Source organism: Musicola paradisiaca NCPPB 2511, from assembly GCF_000400505.1.
In the GTDB taxonomy this organism is placed as follows: Bacteria; Pseudomonadota; Gammaproteobacteria; order Enterobacterales; family Enterobacteriaceae; genus Musicola; species Musicola paradisiaca.
In genome coordinates this window covers 587234-603767 of sequence record NZ_CM001857.1, presented here as the reverse complement: position 1 = coordinate 603767, position 16534 = coordinate 587234, and the positions used below count along the sequence as shown (strand labels likewise).

15 protein-coding genes are annotated in these 16534 nt (G+C 53.5%); 8 read left to right on the top strand and 7 right to left on the bottom strand.

Translation table 11 applies throughout. From position 1 onward, the window contains the following. Positions 1-240: 240 nt before the first annotated feature. Positions 241-2214 carry a biosynthetic arginine decarboxylase gene (gene speA, locus DPA2511_RS02855; RefSeq protein ID WP_012764180.1) on the bottom strand — a complete coding sequence of 658 codons (1974 nt, stop codon included), beginning with the start codon at positions 2212-2214 and terminating at the stop codon, positions 241-243. A gap of 698 nt (positions 2215-2912) precedes the next feature. Between speA and metK the strand changes: the two genes are divergently transcribed. The 7 genes from metK (at position 2913) to ruvX (ending at position 8536) form a co-directional block, all read left to right on the top strand. Beyond that, positions 2913-4067 carry a methionine adenosyltransferase gene (gene metK, locus DPA2511_RS02850; protein ID WP_012764179.1) on the top strand — a complete coding sequence of 385 codons (1155 nt, stop codon included), beginning with the start codon at positions 2913-2915 and terminating at the stop codon, positions 4065-4067. A 272-nt stretch (positions 4068-4339) separates the two neighbouring features. Beyond that, complete coding sequence (locus tag DPA2511_RS02845) at positions 4340-4852, top strand: SprT family zinc-dependent metalloprotease (RefSeq protein WP_012764178.1); 513 nt, start codon at positions 4340-4342, stop codon at positions 4850-4852. A gap of 100 nt (positions 4853-4952) precedes the next feature. Next, complete coding sequence (endA, locus tag DPA2511_RS02840) at positions 4953-5651, top strand: deoxyribonuclease I (protein ID WP_012764177.1); 699 nt, start codon at positions 4953-4955, stop codon at positions 5649-5651. Positions 5652-5763: 112 nt separating this feature from the next. After that, positions 5764-6498 (top strand): 16S rRNA (uracil(1498)-N(3))-methyltransferase, encoded by a 735-nt coding sequence (gene rsmE / locus DPA2511_RS02830; RefSeq protein WP_012764176.1) that lies wholly within the window; start codon positions 5764-5766, stop codon positions 6496-6498. Positions 6499-6509: 11 nt separating this feature from the next. Continuing rightward, positions 6510-7463: a glutathione synthase gene (gene gshB / locus DPA2511_RS02825; RefSeq protein ID WP_012764175.1), complete on the top strand. Its 954-nt coding sequence runs from the start codon at positions 6510-6512 to the stop codon at positions 7461-7463. 90 nt (positions 7464-7553) lie between these two features. Then, positions 7554-8117, top strand: coding sequence for a YqgE/AlgH family protein (locus DPA2511_RS02820; RefSeq protein WP_023638126.1), 564 nt, complete (start codon positions 7554-7556; stop codon positions 8115-8117). Then, complete coding sequence (gene ruvX / locus DPA2511_RS02815) at positions 8117-8536, top strand: Holliday junction resolvase RuvX (protein ID WP_012764173.1); 420 nt, start codon at positions 8117-8119, stop codon at positions 8534-8536. The genes DPA2511_RS02820 and ruvX overlap by 1 nt, the downstream gene beginning before the upstream one ends. A gap of 92 nt (positions 8537-8628) precedes the next feature. Here the strand turns inward: ruvX and fbp are convergent, their stop codons facing one another. Continuing rightward, positions 8629-9633, bottom strand: a complete 1005-nt coding sequence (gene fbp, locus DPA2511_RS02810) for a class 1 fructose-bisphosphatase (RefSeq protein ID WP_012764172.1) — start codon at positions 9631-9633, stop codon at positions 8629-8631. Positions 9634-9803: 170 nt separating this feature from the next. Here fbp and mpl point away from each other — a divergent pair, with 170 nt between their 5' ends. Then, entirely contained in the window at positions 9804-11186 is a 1383-nt protein-coding gene (gene mpl, locus DPA2511_RS02805) for a UDP-N-acetylmuramate:L-alanyl-gamma-D-glutamyl-meso-diaminopimelate ligase (RefSeq protein WP_012764171.1), read from the top strand. A gap of 68 nt (positions 11187-11254) precedes the next feature. On the opposite strand, the gene DPA2511_RS02800 is transcribed toward mpl, so the two are convergent. From DPA2511_RS02800 to hflX, 5 genes are all read right to left on the bottom strand, one after another. Further along, positions 11255-12553 (bottom strand): adenylosuccinate synthase, encoded by a 1299-nt coding sequence (locus tag DPA2511_RS02800; protein WP_012764170.1) that lies wholly within the window; start codon positions 12551-12553, stop codon positions 11255-11257. Between the two features lie 100 nt (positions 12554-12653). Then, positions 12654-12854, bottom strand: coding sequence for a DUF2065 domain-containing protein (locus DPA2511_RS02795; protein ID WP_012764169.1), 201 nt, complete (start codon positions 12852-12854; stop codon positions 12654-12656). 58 nt (positions 12855-12912) lie between these two features. Continuing rightward, positions 12913-13908: a protease modulator HflC gene (gene hflC, locus DPA2511_RS02790; RefSeq protein ID WP_012764168.1), complete on the bottom strand. Its 996-nt coding sequence runs from the start codon at positions 13906-13908 to the stop codon at positions 12913-12915. Positions 13909-13910: 2 nt separating this feature from the next. Beyond that, a complete protein-coding gene (gene hflK / locus DPA2511_RS02785) occupies positions 13911-15167 on the bottom strand; it encodes an FtsH protease activity modulator HflK (RefSeq protein WP_012764167.1) in 1257 nt (418 codons plus the stop codon). 72 nt (positions 15168-15239) lie between these two features. Then, positions 15240-16520, bottom strand: a complete 1281-nt coding sequence (gene hflX / locus DPA2511_RS02780) for a ribosome rescue GTPase HflX (protein ID WP_012764166.1) — start codon at positions 16518-16520, stop codon at positions 15240-15242. Positions 16521-16534: the final 14 nt, after the last annotated feature.

The following is a 16534-nucleotide window of genomic DNA, read 5'->3' as shown; positions in this document are numbered from 1 at the left end:
ATAGACCCTAAATAATTCGAATTGCGGGACACTCAGTCGCCCCATCACACAGGTCTTCCATGACATCAGAAAATGAATAATAGACTCGATGCGCATTAAAACAGCGGGCGCATTGCATTCATCTCTCTGTGAACATTGCTGGAAAACACATCCCCCAGGCGACGATAGCCTGGGGGAAAAACGATGATTATAAACAAAAACGTTGGACACACAGAGTGTGCCCAACGTTCCTCTCATGAATTATTCGTCTTCCAGATAAGTATATCCGTACAGGCCGGTTTCGAACTCTTCCAGGAACTGGGCCTGCAACTCCGGCGCCAGATCCGTTTCCTTCACTTGATCGCGGAAACGAGACATGAGCACTTCGGGATCCAGTTGTACGTATTCCAGCATATCCGCCACGGTATTGCCTTCGTCAGACTCTTCCAGCTCGACGGAGCCGTCCTGAAAGACGAAAACATCCACGGTCGAGGTATCGCCGAACAGGTTATGCATATTGCCAAGAATTTCCTGATAGGCGCCGACCATGAAAAAGCCCAGCAACGGCGGGTTCTCTGGGTCATACGGCGGCATCGGCATGGTCGTGGCGACGCCATCGCCATCCACGTAGTGATCAATGGCACCGTCGGAATCGCAGGTAATATCCAACAGCACGGCACGACGCTGCGGCGGCTTATCCAGCCCCTCCAGCGGCAGTACCGGGAACAGTTGGTCTATCCCCCAGGCATCCGGCATCGACTGGAACAGCGAGAAGTTGACGTACAGTTTGTCCGCCATGCGTTCCTGCAGTTCATCGATAATCGGACGGTGCGCGCGATTACTCGGATCCAACTGCTGCTGCAGACGCTGGCAGATATTCAGATACAACTGCTCGGCTTGCGCGCGCTGGGTCAGATCCAGCATGCCGTGCGTATATTGCATATGGATATCGTACAAATCCATCTGGCTGTCATGCAGCCACTCGCGCAGCGAACGACGATTGCCGGGCTGGTTGACCTCCTGCCAGGTACCCCACAGGCTTTCCAGCGCACGCGGCGCGTCTTCCGACGGCGCTTCCGGTTCGCTGAATTCATTACGTTCCACGCCGATGATGTTGGAAACCAGCACAGTATGATGAGCAGTGACCGCCCGTCCGGATTCGGTAATCACCGTCGGATGCGGCAGGTCATATTCATTACAGGCTTCGCCAATCCCCCAAATCACGTTATTGGCGTATTCATTCAGGCCGTAGTTGACGGAGCAGTCGGATTGCGAGCGCGTGCCTTCATAATCCACGCCCAGACCACCGCCGACGTCGAAACACTGGATGTTCACGCCCAGTTTATGCAGCTCCACGTAGAACCGGGCCGACTCACGCACACCGGTCGCGATATCGCGGATATTCGCCAACTGAGAGCCCAGATGGAAGTGCAGCAGTTGCAGGCTGTCGAGGCGGTTGGCCTGACGCAGCAGTTCCACTAAATGCAACACCTGCGCCGCGGCCAGACCGAACTTGGATTTTTCGCCGCCGCTGGACTGCCATTTGCCGGAGCCCTGCGACGCCAGACGGGCGCGCACTCCCAGACGAGGCACCACATTCAGCCGCTCGGCTTCTTCCAGCACCAACTTGATTTCGGTCATCTTCTCGATAACCAGATAAACCTTGTGCCCGATTTTTTCACCAATCAGCGCCAGCCGGATGTATTCACGATCCTTGTAACCGTTGCAGACGATCACGGTACGGGTCATGCCCGCATGAGCAAGCACGGCCATCAGCTCAGCTTTGGAACCCGCTTCCAGCCCTAACGGCTCACCGGAATTGACCAGTGCTTCGATAACCCGACGATGCTGATTGACCTTGATGGGGTACACCAGAAAATAGCCGCCCTCGTAACCGAAAGACTCGCGGGCGCGACGGAACGCCGCATTAATGGAGCGCAGCCGGTGCTGAAGGATCTGCGGAAAACAGAACAGCGCAGGCAGACGCTGATTATCCTGTTGCCGTTCTTTGACCAGTTCAGCCAAATCGACCCGCGCTTCCGGTACATCCGGATCAGGACACACGCTGATGTGTCCCAACTCGTTGACGTCGTAATAGTTATTGCCCCACCAGGCAATATTGTAAGTACGAAGCATTTCACTGGCGTCACGGTCATTCATGGCTACCTCCTGCATGGAGCGAGAAGTATCGTATTTACCCGCCATCGACGAGCAGTGGATCATATCGTCAGACATGGCGATCCCTTAATTCCTACTTGGTTATAGATGGCGGCAGCGGCGCTCGCCGTAAAAAACGGCAGCACAATATGGCCGGCTGCCAACAACACTGTTTGCAATATGCAGTATGCCGTCGTTTTATGACTCTTATTAGTGTAAAGCACGATATCGAACTCCGAAGTTCGGGCCAGTGAAAATAACGGGATAACTATTTTCAGAAGAACGGGTTACGTTCATCTTTTCGGGGCAGGCAGGTTAACCGGCTCGGGAGTCCTGCGTTGCGCTGCGGGACAGGCAACTTCGGGCAAACGGCAGAAGGGAAGACGGGGACAAAAACGCCGTAAAATCAAAGGATACGCGCGGCGAACGCCAGTCACTCAGCACACAATGGATCATTAATCCTATCACCTCCACGCTCGCCGCAGATCATGCGGTCAGGCTATCACGGAAACAATCGATGGTTATCAGATTACGGACAACAAAACCGCTCGCCGTTTATACCGGCACCGCCCTCGAAAAGCAAAATGAAAATAGTAAAAAACGTGCTTATTTCCATCGTAAATGCCGATGACATTCCCCGGTGGTATGACGACCATAAAAACCACTGGCAATAGGTGCAAAATCTGACCTAGAATAGCCATCCAGATGTTAATCCATCTATACTGATTGACTGATAAACTGCTTAACGGCTTTAAGTTTATAAGGTAAAGGAACTCATGGCTAAACACCTTTTTACGTCTGAATCCGTCTCTGAAGGGCATCCCGATAAAATTGCCGATCAGATCTCTGACGCTGTTCTTGACGCCATTCTTGAGCAGGATCCCAAAGCCCGTGTCGCCTGTGAAACCTATGTAAAAACCGGCATGGTATTAGTAGGTGGCGAGATTACGACCAGCGCCTGGGTGGACATTGAGGAAATTACCCGCCGGACGGTACGTGACATTGGTTATATCCATTCCGATATGGGATTCGATGCCAACTCCTGCGCCGTCTTGAGCGCCATTGGCAAACAGTCTCCGGATATCAATCAGGGCGTTGACCGCAGCAACCCATTGGAACAGGGCGCGGGCGATCAGGGCTTAATGTTCGGCTACGCGACCAATGAAACCGAAGTGCTGATGCCGGCGCCGATCACCTACGCCCACCGCCTGGTTCAACGCCAGTCCGAAGTGCGCAAGAACGGTACGCTGCCATGGCTGCGTCCGGACGCCAAAAGTCAGATCACATTTGCTTACGACAACAACAAGATTGTCGGTATCGACGCCGTTGTTCTGTCTACCCAGCATTCGGAAGACATCCAGCAGAAAGACCTGCATGCAGCGGTCATGGAAGAGATCATCAAGCCGGTGTTGCCTGCCGAATGGCTCTCCGCCCACACCAAATACTTCATCAACCCAACCGGCCGTTTTGTTATCGGCGGCCCCATGGGTGACTGTGGTCTGACCGGTCGTAAAATTATTGTTGATACCTACGGCGGCGCCGCACGTCATGGCGGCGGTGCTTTCTCAGGTAAAGACCCGTCCAAGGTCGACCGTTCCGCTGCTTATGCCGCTCGCTACGTGGCGAAAAACATTGTGGCTGCCGGCCTGGCCGATCGTTGCGAAATTCAGGTCTCCTACGCCATCGGTGTGGCGGAACCGACTTCCATCATGGTGGAAACCTTCGGTACCGAGAAAATCGCCAGCGACCGTCTGGAAGCATTGGTGCGCCAATTCTTCGATCTGCGTCCTTATGGCCTGATCCAGATGCTGGATCTACTGCACCCGATCTATCAGCAAACCGCCGCTTACGGCCATTTCGGCCGTGAACATTTCCCGTGGGAAAAAACCGACAAAGCCGAGTTACTGCGCGATGCTGCCGGCCTGAAATAACGGTTTCACGCGCTCAAGATAAAAACGGCGATGCCATGCTTCGCCGTTTTGTTTTTTATATTCACCGACATCCTCCTTCCTCGTCCGGCTGGACAATATTGAAGACGCGATTTCTCCGACGTAACCGCGTCATGAGAACAATACCCAAGGCATATTTCCCCCCACGCGAGCGCATCACGAAAAACATCCAGAGCACGGCGGCATCACGAGAACAATGGCATGGTTTCTCCCGTGCGATTGCATCCAGACAGAGACCTCCGTAAGCTGCCGACATGAATACATCAAGACTTCCCATTGCCCTGCATCAGGCTGTAATGCGCTGCCTGCGGGATAAACTCCGGCAAGCCAATACTGCCCTCGGCAGCGACTACCCGGAACCCTCCGTCAGCTATCGGCAACGGGGCGCCACCGCCGGCAGCGCCTGGCTGAAAAACTGGGAGATACGGATCAATCCGGTGCTGTTACAGGAAAACCAGCAGACATTCATTGATGAAGTGGTTCCACATGAACTGGCTCATCTGCTGGTATACGCCCGTTTCGGCCAGACAGCGCCTCACGGCCGTGAATGGCGCTGGATGATGGAAAACGTGCTACAGGTTCCGGCCAGACGCACCCACCGTTTCGAGACCGCATCGGTTCAGGGAAAAACCTTTCCATACCGGTGCGCCTGCCGCCTGCATGACCTCACGCTGCGTCGTCATAACCGCGTAGTGCGCGGCGAGGCGGAATACCGCTGCCGCCACTGCGGCGCTTTATTACAACCTGTCATAACATCTTCTGTTTAAAACAAAATTTAAGCGTTTAATCCCGTATTTTTTGAATTTGCCTGCATGTCGTACTTCAGGTACGCTGCCTGCTTTTGCTGACCAAGGTTCATTCTGGAATATGCTTCGCAAAATCGCGATAACGCTGACGCTGAGCGTCGGCCTGGCTACCCTGTCGGTTGCCGCGCAAGGCATCAATAATTTTACCCAGGCTAAAGCCGCGGCGGCCCAAATACATCGGGATGCGCCGGGTACTTTTTATTGCGGGTGCAAAATCACCTGGCAAGGCAAGAAGGGTACGCCGGATCTGGCTTCCTGCGGCTATCAGGTTAGGAAGGACGCCAATCGGGCCAGCCGCATCGAATGGGAACATGTGGTGCCCGCCTGGCAGTTCGGCCACCAGCGCCAGTGCTGGCAGGACGGCGGACGCAAAAATTGCACCCGGGATGATGTCTATCGTCAAATCGAAGTGGATCTGCATAACCTGCAACCGGCGATTGGCGAAGTGAACGGCGATCGCGGCAATTTCATGTATGCCCAGTGGAATGGCGGCGAGCGCCAGTATGGACAGTGCGAGATGAAGGTCGACTTCCAGAATCAGCAAGCCGAACCACCCGAACGGGCCCGCGGCGCCATTGCCCGTACCTATTTCTATATGCGCGATCGGTATGGCCTGAATCTGTCTCGTCAACAGACACAGCTCTTCGAAGCCTGGAATAAACGATATCCGGTAACGCCGTGGGAATGTACTCGCGAGCGCCGCATCGCCGAGGTGCAAGGCAATCACAATCCTTACGTCCAACAGGCTTGCCAGCCGTAGCGCAGCTACCTACTATAGCGGACTGTCGCCGCCGCTTGCCGGCGGCGTCGATATCATCAGGGCGTTATCCGCCCGTTCCACACTGACAATAAAGGCCAGGGCCAGACTACCCATGCGAATACCGCGCATTTTTCATCCGGAGCTGCTTGCTCTGCACGGCGGAGAAACCGACCTGAGCGAAGACGCCGCCAATCATGTCGGCCGCGTGCTGCGCATGACGGCCGGACAAGCGTTGCAGCTATTTGACGGCAGCAATCAGGTATTTGACGCCGAAATTCTGCAAACGGGGAAAAAAAGCGTGTGCGTGCGTTACGCCGCCGGCCGTGTAGAAGATTGCGAGTCGCCTTTGCATCTTCACCTCGGGCAAGTGATGTCCCGGGGGGAAAAAATGGAATTCACCATTCAAAAATCCATCGAACTGGGTGTCAGCGTCATTACGCCGCTGTTTTCAGAACGCTGCGGCGTCAAACTGGACGGTGATCGCCTGGACAAAAAAATCGCCCAATGGCAAAACATCGCCATTTCCGCTTGCGAACAGTGCGGCAGAAACCGCATTCCGGAAATACGCCCCGCCATGACGCTGGAAAGCTGGTGCGCGGAATCAGACAATGGGTTAAAACTGAACCTGCATCCGCGGGCGACGCAAAGCATCAACACCCTTTCCCTGCCGATCTCCCGCATTCGCTTGCTGATCGGCCCGGAAGGCGGACTCTCTTCGGGTGAAATTGCGATGACTGCAGCACAGGGATTTACCGATATCCTGCTCGGCCCTCGCGTTTTGCGTACAGAAACTACCGCGCTCACCGCAATTACCGCGCTACAGGTAAGATTCGGCGACCTGGGGTAAAGGAGATAAAAATGATCAAACTCGGTATCGTGATGGACCCTATCGCCGCCATTAATATCAAGAAAGACACCAGTTTCGCGATGCTGCTGGAAGCACAGCGGCGCGGCTGGGAGCTGTATTACATGGAGATGGGCGATCTGTATCTGCACGCAGGCGAGGCCAGAGCGACAGTCCGGACACTGAGCGTTCGGTATGATTACAACGACTGGTATCAGTTTGAAGATACGCAGGATATTGCTCTGCATGAACTGGATGCGATCTTGATGCGTAAAGATCCGCCGTTTGATACCGAGTTCGTGTATGCGACCTACATTCTGGAACGGGCCGAAGAAAAAGGCACGTTGATCGTCAACAAGCCGCAAAGCCTGCGTGATTGTAATGAGAAACTGTTCACCGCCTGGTTCCCGGAACTGACGCCCGACACCCTAGTGACCCGCAATGCCGACAGGCTGCGTGCGTTTCACCAACAACATAGCGATGTGATCCTTAAGCCGCTGGACGGGATGGGGGGAGCCTCCATATTCCGACTGAAACCGGACGACGCCAATGTTTCCGTCATCATCGAAACCCTGACCGAACACGGCGGCCGTTACTGTATGGCGCAGAACTATTTGCCTGCCATCAAGGACGGTGATAAGCGCGTGCTGGTGGTGGACGGCGAACCGGTTCCCTATTGCCTGGCGCGCATCCCCAAAAGCGGAGAAACCCGGGGCAACCTGGCGGCCGGAGGACGCGGCGAGGCGCGTCCACTGAGCGAAAGCGATTGGCGGATCGCTCGTGCCGTTGCCCCCGTTTTGAAGCAGAAAGGATTGATTTTCGTGGGGTTGGATGTCATCGGCGATCGTTTGACGGAAATCAACGTCACCAGCCCAACCTGCGTGCGGGAAATCGAAGCCGCCTATCCGGACGTATCCATCACCGGCATGCTGATGGATGCGATTGAACGTTATCTGGCACCGCGTTAATCAGGCCAGACCTGCGGCCCAGTCTGCCGTGCTCGCCGCCCCTGACGAGCCGGCCCATCAATGACGACAGAGATACGACAAACGACGACGATGAATTTACAGCACCATTTTCTTATCGCGATGCCAGGGCTACAGGATCCGGTATTCAAACGGACGGTTATCTATATCTGCGAACATAACGAAGACGGCGCCATGGGGCTGGTCATCAATAAACCCATGGAACAATTCACTGTCGAGACGATCCTGAAAAAACTGAAGATCGAACCAACACCACGCGATCCCGCCATCCGTCTCGACAAACCCGTTTTTATGGGTGGCCCGCTGGCGGACGATCGCGGTTTTATCCTGCACACACCGTGCGAAGGTTTTGCATCCAGCATTTCCATTTCCGATGAAACCATGATCACCACCTCCAAAGACGTACTGGAAACGCTTGGCACGCCGGATCAGCCGCAAAATACCCTGGTCACGCTGGGGTATTCCGCCTGGGAAAGCGGTCAGTTGGAGAATGAATTGCTGGAAAACGCCTGGCTGACCGCACCGGCAGATAGCCAAATCCTGTTTTGTACTCCGATTGCCGAGCGTTGGCGCGCCGCCGCCAAAAAGCTGGGGGTGGATATTCACACCATCCCGTCTGAAGCGGGGCACGCCTGATGAGCAACCGAACCGTGATGGCCTTCGATTTCGGCACCCGCAGCATCGGTGTCGCCATTGGACAGGAGATTACCGGCACGGCTCGCCCGCTGCTTTCCCTCAAGGCACAGGACGGCACGCCCGATTGGCAGAAAATCGAAGCATTGCTTAACGAGTGGCAACCGGATCTGGTCATCGTTGGTCTGCCGCTGAATATGGACGGCACCGAACAACCCATTACGGCCAGGGCGCGCAAATTCGCCCAACGCCTCCACGGCAGGTTCGGCGTAGCGATTCAATTACATGATGAACGTTTGAGTACCGTCGAGGCGCGTGCCGATCTGTTTGAACGCGGCGGTTTTCGCGCGCTGGATAAAGGCAGCGTCGATGCGGCTTCCGCCGTTATCATTTTGGAAAGCTGGTTTGAACAACAGAGTTGACTTGCGCCCTGCGCAACCGCATTCCCGCTCGGTATAAATACATCAGGCTCGCATTGCGAGCCTGAAAAACAAGTGATGATCACACGGAATGATTATGCGTCCGGGTAATCGCGCAGGAAACCTTCCAGATCTTCCACCATCGATTGAGTGCCGACAAAAAACGGCGCACGCTGGTGCAGTTTCTGCGGAATAATGTCCAGAATACGGTTTTTGCCGTCGCTGGCTTTACCGCCCGCCTGTTCGGCCAAAAACGCCATCGGGTTGCACTCGTACAGCAGACGCAGTTTGCCTTCCGGATAGCTCGCCGTGCTCGGATAAAGATAAATACCGCCTTTCAGCAGGTTACGATGGAAATCGGCAACCAGAGAACCAATGTAGCGTGTGGTATAAGGACGTTGTGTCGCTTCATCCTGTTCCTGACAGTATTTGATGTACTTTTTCACCCCCAAAGGAAACTTGATGTAGTTGCCTTCGTTGATGGAATACATGTTGCCTTTTTCCGGGAAACGCACTTTTTCGTGCGACAGGCAAAATACCCCCAGGGAAGGATCATACGTAAATGCATGAACGCCATGACCCGTGGTGTAAACCAGCATGGTGGACGACCCGTATACGATGTAGCCAGCCGCCACCTGTTTATGACCAGGTTGCAGGAAATCGGCTTCAGTCACAGGCATACCCAGTGGGGTGATACGGCGATAAATGGAGAAAATCGTCCCGACAGAAACGTTTACGTCGATATTTGAAGAACCGTCCAGTGGATCCATCAACACGACATATTTCGCGTTTTCAGCACTTTCACCTTCAAAGATGACAATATTGTCTTCTTCTTCGGAAGCAATGCCCGCTACTTCTCCACGCGCTTTCAGAGCGGCTTTCAACTTTTCGTTAGCGTACAGATCGAGCTTCATCTGCACTTCGCCCTGAACATTGGACACACCGCTGGTACCGAGAATATCCACCAGACCGGCTTTGTTGATATCACGGTGGATAATCTTGGCCCCCAGCTTGATGGCCGACAGCAACGCGGTGAGTTCACCGGTGGCGTGAGAGAAATCGTGCTGTTTTTCGACGATGAATTCGCCTAACGTTTTCATAACACTATTCCAGAATCTACGGATGAAAAGCGGTTTCAGTTTTATACCGCCAACGTTTGCGCCTGCAGTGTAGCCCAAAGGGAAGCCGGCACCTAGTCAAATCCATTTCGTATCGTGAATGTCCGGCGCTAAAATGGACGGCAGACTTACTGAATATAGATGGAAAATGTATGCGTATTCATATTTTAGGAATCTGTGGCACCTTTATGGGCGGACTCGCGTTGCTGGCCCGCTCTCTCGGACATGAGGTGACCGGTTCAGATGCCAATGTCTATCCCCCCATGAGTACCTTACTGGAGGAGCAGGGCATCACCCTGATTCAGGGATATGACCCGGCACAGCTCGACCCCGCTCCGGATCTGGTGATCGTCGGCAATGCCATGACCCGTGGCAACCCCTGCGTCGAAGCGGTACTGGAACGTAATATTCCCTACGTATCCGGCCCGCAATGGTTGCATGACCATGTTCTGCGCGACCGCTGGGTTATCGCCGTCGCCGGTACTCACGGCAAAACCACCACGGCCGGGATGGTGACTTGGATTCTGGAAGCCTGCGGCTATCAACCGGGCTTCGTCATCGGCGGCGTCCCAGGGAACTTCACTGTCTCCGCCAGACTGGGCCAAAGCCCGTTCTTTGTGGTGGAAGCCGATGAGTACGACTGCGCCTTCTTCGATAAGCGTTCCAAATTTGTTCACTACAGCCCTCGAACGCTGATACTGAACAATCTGGAATTCGACCACGCCGACATCTTTGACGATCTCAAAGCCATTCAGAAACAGTTCCATCATTTGGTCAGACTGGTACCCGGCAGCGGCCGCATCATCATTCCCGCCAATGATTTGCACCTCAAGCAGGTCATGACGATGGGATGCTGGAGCGAGCAAGAGCTGGTTGGAGAAGAAGGAATCTGGAAGGCGAAGAAAGTCGCCTCCGATGCCAGCGTATTTCAGGTCTACCTGGACAACGAGCTGGTCGGTGAAGTGTCGTGGAAACTGGTCGGCGAACACAACATGCACAACGGCTTGATGGCGATTGCCGCGGCTCGGCACGTTGGCGTGATGCCGGGAGACGCCTGTCAAACGCTGGGGGAGTTCATTAACGCACACCGTCGTTTGGAACTCCGCGGCACGGCGGATGGCGTCTCGGTTTACGACGACTTCGCCCATCACCCAACCGCCATTCTTGCCACGCTGGCCGCATTACGCAGCAAAGTTGGCGGCACAGCACGGATCCTGGCGGTGCTGGAACCGCGCTCCAACACCATGAAAATGGGGCACTGCAAAAACGAGTTAGCACCCGCTCTGGGCCGTGCTGATGGTGTATTCCTGTTCCAGCCGCAGCACATTCCCTGGCAGGTCGCTGAAGTGGCTGACGCCTGCGTTCAGCCAGCACATTGGAGCGCAGATGTTGATACGCTGGTTGATATGATTGTCAAAACCGCGCAACCGGGGGATCACATTCTGGTGATGAGTAATGGTGGTTTCGGTAATATCCACAGCAAACTACTGGATGCGCTGCATCACCGGGAAACGCTGCACACAGGCCAAGACTGATAAAACCAAATGATGGAAACAAAAAAGGCGGGGAAGTCCCGCCTTTGTTTTTATGAATACGATGTCAATCAGGCGTCAAATGGATCGCGCAGAATCATGGTCTCTTCACGATCCGGGCCGGTGGAGATGATATCAACCGGGACGCCAGTAACTTCTTCAACACGTTTAATGTAGTTACGTGCCGCCTGAGGCAATTGATTGTAATCTTTCACACCGAAAGTGCTTTCAGACCAACCCGGCAGCGACTCATACACCGGTTCCAGACCTTCCCAACCTTCCGCAGCCAACGGCGTCACATCTATCGTTTTGCCATCTGCAGTACGATACGCCACACAGATTTTTACTTCCTTCAGACCATCCAGCACATCCAGCTTGGTCATACAGAATCCGGATAGGGAGTTAATCTGTACAGCACGACGCACAGCAACCGCGTCCAGCCAGCCAGTACGACGACGACGGCCGGTAGTGGCGCCGAACTCGTTACCTTTCTGAGACAGATACTCGCCAACGTCATCAAACAGCTCGGTAGGGAACGGACCACCGCCTACTCGGGTCGAATACGCTTTGACGATACCCAGCACATAATCCACATAACGCGGCCCCAGGCCAGAACCGGTCGCCACACCACCCGCGGTTGTGTTGGACGACGTCACATACGGATAGGTACCGTGATCGATATCCAGCAGTGTTCCCTGTGCCCCCTCGAACATGACCCGATCGCCACGCTCATGAGCCTTGTATAGCAGATCGGAAACATCGATAACCATGGACGTCAGGATATCCGCCACCGCCAGTACATCATCAAGGGTCTTCTGGTAGTCCACCGCTTCTACTTTGTAGTAATGAACCAGTTGGAAATTATGGTAATCCAGAATGTCCTTCAGCTTGGCGGCAAAGCTTTCCTTATCAAAAAGATCACCGACGCGCAGACCACGGCGCGCAACCTTGTCTTCATACGCAGGGCCGATACCACGCCCCGTGGTGCCAATAGCTTTCGCTCCGCGCGCTTTTTCACGAGCATTATCCAGAGCGACGTGATACGGCAGAATCAGCGGACACGCTTCCGAAATAAGCAGACGTTCGCGAACCGGGACACCACGAGCTTCCAGCGCCGTCATCTCTTTCATGAAAGCATCAGGAGCCAGCACCACACCGTTACCGATGATGCTGATGACATTTTCACGCAGAATACCTGAGGGAATTAAATGGAGAACGGTTTTTTCACCGTTGATAACCAGAGTATGACCAGCATTATGGCCACCTTGGTAGCGCACAACATATTTGGCCCGTTCAGTCAGCAGGTCGACGACCTTGCCTTTACCTTCGTCACCCCATTGGGTGCCCAGTACGACAACGTTCTTACCCATCTCAAGAATCACCAGATTGGTTAAAAAAGGATTCTAACATCTCATCTTCGGCCTTTCAGTACTTTTAGCACACGGTTGCGCACATTTTTGGGCAGGAAATTCAGCCACCGGTACGGCTACGCAACATGTAGTAGATGACAACGCCGGCAACCACAATTCCTCCTCCAAACCGGCGTAAAATGTTGTCCGGCAACTGTGCCATCGCCAGGATCATTCGACGCCAGATGCGTGGAAACAGCAATGGCCCCAAGCCTTCCATAATCATCACCAGCCCTAACGCCAGCCAGATGGTTGCGCTCATAAAAACTCCAGACAGAAAAAAGCCCGTAAAAACGGGCTTTATAGTGACAAAAAACGGCTTATCGGGAAGGCATCGTTTTTTCCGGCGCTTTCATATAACGGAAGAAATCGCTGTCCGGACTCAACACCAGTACGTCCTGATTAGAACTATTAAAACTGTTCTGGTAAGCACGCAGGCTACGGATGAAGCTATAGAAATCAGGATCCTGACTGAATGCAGAGGCAAACAGTTTGGCCACTTCAGCATCGCCTTCACCACGCAGGATACGCCCCTGACGTTCCGCTTCCGCCAGTGTACGAGTCACCTCGTAATCGGCAGTCGCTTTAATCTTCTCGGCCTGCTCCTGGCCTTGAGAACGATGGCGACGCGCCACCGCTTCACGCTCAGCGCGCATACGCTGGAAAATAGCGTCGGAAACCTCAGTCGGCAGGTTGATCTGTTTGATGCGGACATCAATCACTTCAATCCCCAATGCAGCCATACTGTTCGGATTGACTCGAGGCATATCACCACTGGTTTCACTCGCCACACGAGCAGCAGCAGATGCAATGGCATTATCAGCTTCTGACGTCTCTCCGGTGCCCGTATTCAGTGCTTCACGCACATCAGACATCAGTTGCCCACGAGAATCGGTCACGATCCCTTTAACATCAAGGCGGCCAATCTCCGAACGCAGACGGTCACTGAATTTGCGTTTTAGCAGCACTTCCGCTTGTGAAACATCACCCCCGCCGGTTGCCAGATAGTAACGGCTGAAATCGCTGATACGCCATTTAATATAGGAATCAACGATTAAGTCCTTTTGTTCGCGGGTAATAAAACGATCAGCCTGGTTTTCCATCGTCTGGATACGGGCATCCAACGTTTTTACTGACTCCAGAAACGGAATCTTCATATGCAAGCCCGGCGCATAGATCAACGGCTTATTGTTGTCGTCACGCAGAACTTTACCAAAACGCATCACGATCCCACGCTGCCCCTCCTGAACAACAAACAAGGAGGCATAGACCACTAACAGTAACGGAACAAGAATAAAGAGTATTGGCTTACGCATGATTATTCTCTCCCGCTTCGAGTGCTCTCATCGCGTTGAGCGTTAGCCCGACGCTGATCCATGATGCTGCCATTGCTAGTGCGTGGCGTATAAGTCGTACCAACATTACCGCCGGACAAGCCCGAAGGCTGGCGCAGTGGCGTTGCAGTTCCGACATTACTGCCCGTTGATGCGCCACTCGCGATATTTTGCCCCCTCAGGATCTGATCCAAAGGCAACACCATCAGATTATTTCCTTTATCGCTGACCAAAACTTTGCTGGTGTGACTCAGAACGCGCTCCATGGTCTCAATATAGAGACGCTGGCGGGTGATTTCAGGCGCGGCCTTATATTCAGGCAGTAACCGAGCAAAGCGCGACACTTCCCCCTGGGCTTCCAGAATAGTACGTTCCTTATAGGCTCGGGATTCCTCCAGAATGCGCTGGGCCTGACCGTTAGCTCGTGGTTGAACTTCGTTGGCATACGCTTCCGCTTCCCGGATGTACTGTTGTTCATTCTCCCGAGCAGCAATAGCATCGTCAAACGCCGCCTTAACCTCTTCAGGCGGGCGCGCCGTCTGGAAGTTCACGTCCAACAGGGTGATTCCCATGTCATAAGGACGGATCGTCTCTTCAAGAACACGCTGAGTATCGGTACGTACAATGGTACGCCCCTCCGTCAGGATCTTATCCATCGTGTACTTGCCGATAACGCCACGCAACGCGCTGTCGGTTGCCTGACGCAGGCTATCGTCCGCATTAGTGACGCTGAAAAGATATCTGTCTGGTTGGGTAACGCGATACTGAACATTCATCTCAACACGAACCACATTCTCGTCAGAAGTCAGCATCACGCCGGATGTCGCAAGCTCACGCACAGCCTCAACATTCACTGCGCGCACAGAATCGATAAACGTCGGTTTCCAATTAAGGCCCGGTTCAACAATACGGCTGAACTTACCAAAGCGGGTCACAACGCCACGCTCAGCTTCCTTAATGGTATAAAAGCCAGTAACCCCCCAGATAACCACCAGAGCAGCGATCACCAGTCCAGCAACCCGACCGCTGTTGCCACCGGCTTGACCACTACCGCCAGAGGGCCTGTTACCTCCGATTTCACCAAGTTTCTTACTCAGTTTACGGAAGATATCATCAAGATCAGGAGGCCCCTGATCTTTCCCACCTTTATTATTGTTTCCGCCAGAGTTGCCGCTATTGTTATTGCTGCTCCCCCACGGGTCGCGGTTCTGTCCGTTATTACCGGGCTGATTCCACGCCATGTTTAGCTCCATTCATTATGATAGGTATCTTTCGGGGTCAATGTCCCAGAGTCATAAAACTGCACACACCACTCAAACAATGTAATCTTGCAATTCCTGCTCCTGCTTGCACAGGCGTCGCCAGTCAATGATGGGCATCCTTACAACCAAACCAACACTGCCGTCTTCTTCAATCCATTCTTTCTCTATTGCCTGGAGCTGATAAAAGCGACTTCGCAAACGACCCGCCTGTGGCGGCAAATGCAGGGAATAATGCGCGATCTCCCCAGCAAGCCTTTCACAAAGCGCCTGAAATAAAAGAGGAATACCTTCACCAGTTTGGGCAGACAACCACACTCTGATCGGCAGGTTATCTTCATTACGATCAATACGCGGCTCAAACTGATCTAACATATCGATCTTATTCATTATCAACAAAACCGGAATCTTATCCGCTTCAATTTCAGCCAGCACATCATTAACAGCCTGAATGTTATCGCTCGCGCGAGAATCAGCCGCATCGACGATGTGCAGCAATAATGTGGCTTCTCGCGTTTCCTGCAACGTAGCTTTAAAAGCTGCAACCAAATCATGGGGCAATTGTCGGATAAACCCGACAGTATCCGCCAGAACTGTGTCGCCCACATCTTCGACTTCAATACGACGTAGAGTAGGATCCAGCGTAGCAAACAGCTGATCGGCGGCGTAGACGCCAGCGGCAGTCATATTATTGAACAACGTGGATTTTCCGGCGTTGGTATATCCAACTAAAGAAACCGTGGGAACATCGGCCCGTGTGCGCGCACGCCGTCCTTGTTCACGTTGTTTTTCCACTTTTTCCAGGCGGGACAATATCTGGCTGATTCGATTACGCAGCAAGCGACGGTCAGTTTCAAGCTGGGTTTCACCCGGGCCACGCAACCCGATCCCCCCTTTCTGGCGTTCAAGGTGCGTCCAGCCACGAACCAGACGTGTTGCCAAATGCCTTAATTGAGCCAGCTCTACCTGTAATTTGCCTTCATGAGTGCGTGCGCGCTGGGCAAAAATATCCAAAATCAACCCAGTGCGATCAATAACTCGACATTCACAAAGACGCTCAAGATTTCGTTCTTGTGCTGGTGTCAATGCATGATCGAACAGAACGACAAAGGCACCTGTAGCTTTTACTGCCTGAGCAATTTCCTCTGCCTTGCCTTCGCCGACGAAATACTTGGGGTGTGGCGCCTTTCGGCTGCCGGTGATGACCTGCAACGCCTCAATCCCGGCGGAAGACACCAGAGACTCAAACTCCTGTAGGTCTTCCGTATCTTTCTCCTGAGAAAAATAAATATGAACTAGTATGGCCCGTTCACCGGCTTCATAACGGTCAAACAACCGGACACCCTCTT

Bases quoted from the DNA above. Each gene is read 5' to 3' on its own strand.
- speA (WP_012764180.1), bottom strand. From the start codon at position 2,214: ATGTCTGACGATATGATCCACTGCTCGTCGATGGCGGGTAAATACGAT.
- DPA2511_RS02820 (WP_023638126.1), top strand. From the start codon at position 7,554: ATGAATTTACAGCACCATTTTCTTATCGCGATGCCAGGGCTACAGGAT.
- rsmE (WP_012764176.1), top strand. From the start codon at position 5,764: ATGCGAATACCGCGCATTTTTCATCCGGAGCTGCTTGCTCTGCACGGC.
- metK (WP_012764179.1), top strand. From the start codon at position 2,913: ATGGCTAAACACCTTTTTACGTCTGAATCCGTCTCTGAAGGGCATCCC.
- ruvX (WP_012764173.1), top strand. From the start codon at position 8,117: ATGAGCAACCGAACCGTGATGGCCTTCGATTTCGGCACCCGCAGCATC.
- fbp (WP_012764172.1), bottom strand. From the start codon at position 9,633: ATGAAAACGTTAGGCGAATTCATCGTCGAAAAACAGCACGATTTCTCT.
- DPA2511_RS02800 (WP_012764170.1), bottom strand. From the start codon at position 12,553: ATGGGTAAGAACGTTGTCGTACTGGGCACCCAATGGGGTGACGAAGGT.
- endA (WP_012764177.1), top strand. From the start codon at position 4,953: ATGCTTCGCAAAATCGCGATAACGCTGACGCTGAGCGTCGGCCTGGCT.
- hflK (WP_012764167.1), bottom strand. From the start codon at position 15,167: ATGGCGTGGAATCAGCCCGGTAATAACGGACAGAACCGCGACCCGTGG.
- DPA2511_RS02845 (WP_012764178.1), top strand. From the start codon at position 4,340: ATGAATACATCAAGACTTCCCATTGCCCTGCATCAGGCTGTAATGCGC.
- hflC (WP_012764168.1), bottom strand. From the start codon at position 13,908: ATGCGTAAGCCAATACTCTTTATTCTTGTTCCGTTACTGTTAGTGGTC.
- mpl (WP_012764171.1), top strand. From the start codon at position 9,804: ATGCGTATTCATATTTTAGGAATCTGTGGCACCTTTATGGGCGGACTC.
- DPA2511_RS02795 (WP_012764169.1), bottom strand. From the start codon at position 12,854: ATGAGCGCAACCATCTGGCTGGCGTTAGGGCTGGTGATGATTATGGAA.
- gshB (WP_012764175.1), top strand. From the start codon at position 6,510: ATGATCAAACTCGGTATCGTGATGGACCCTATCGCCGCCATTAATATC.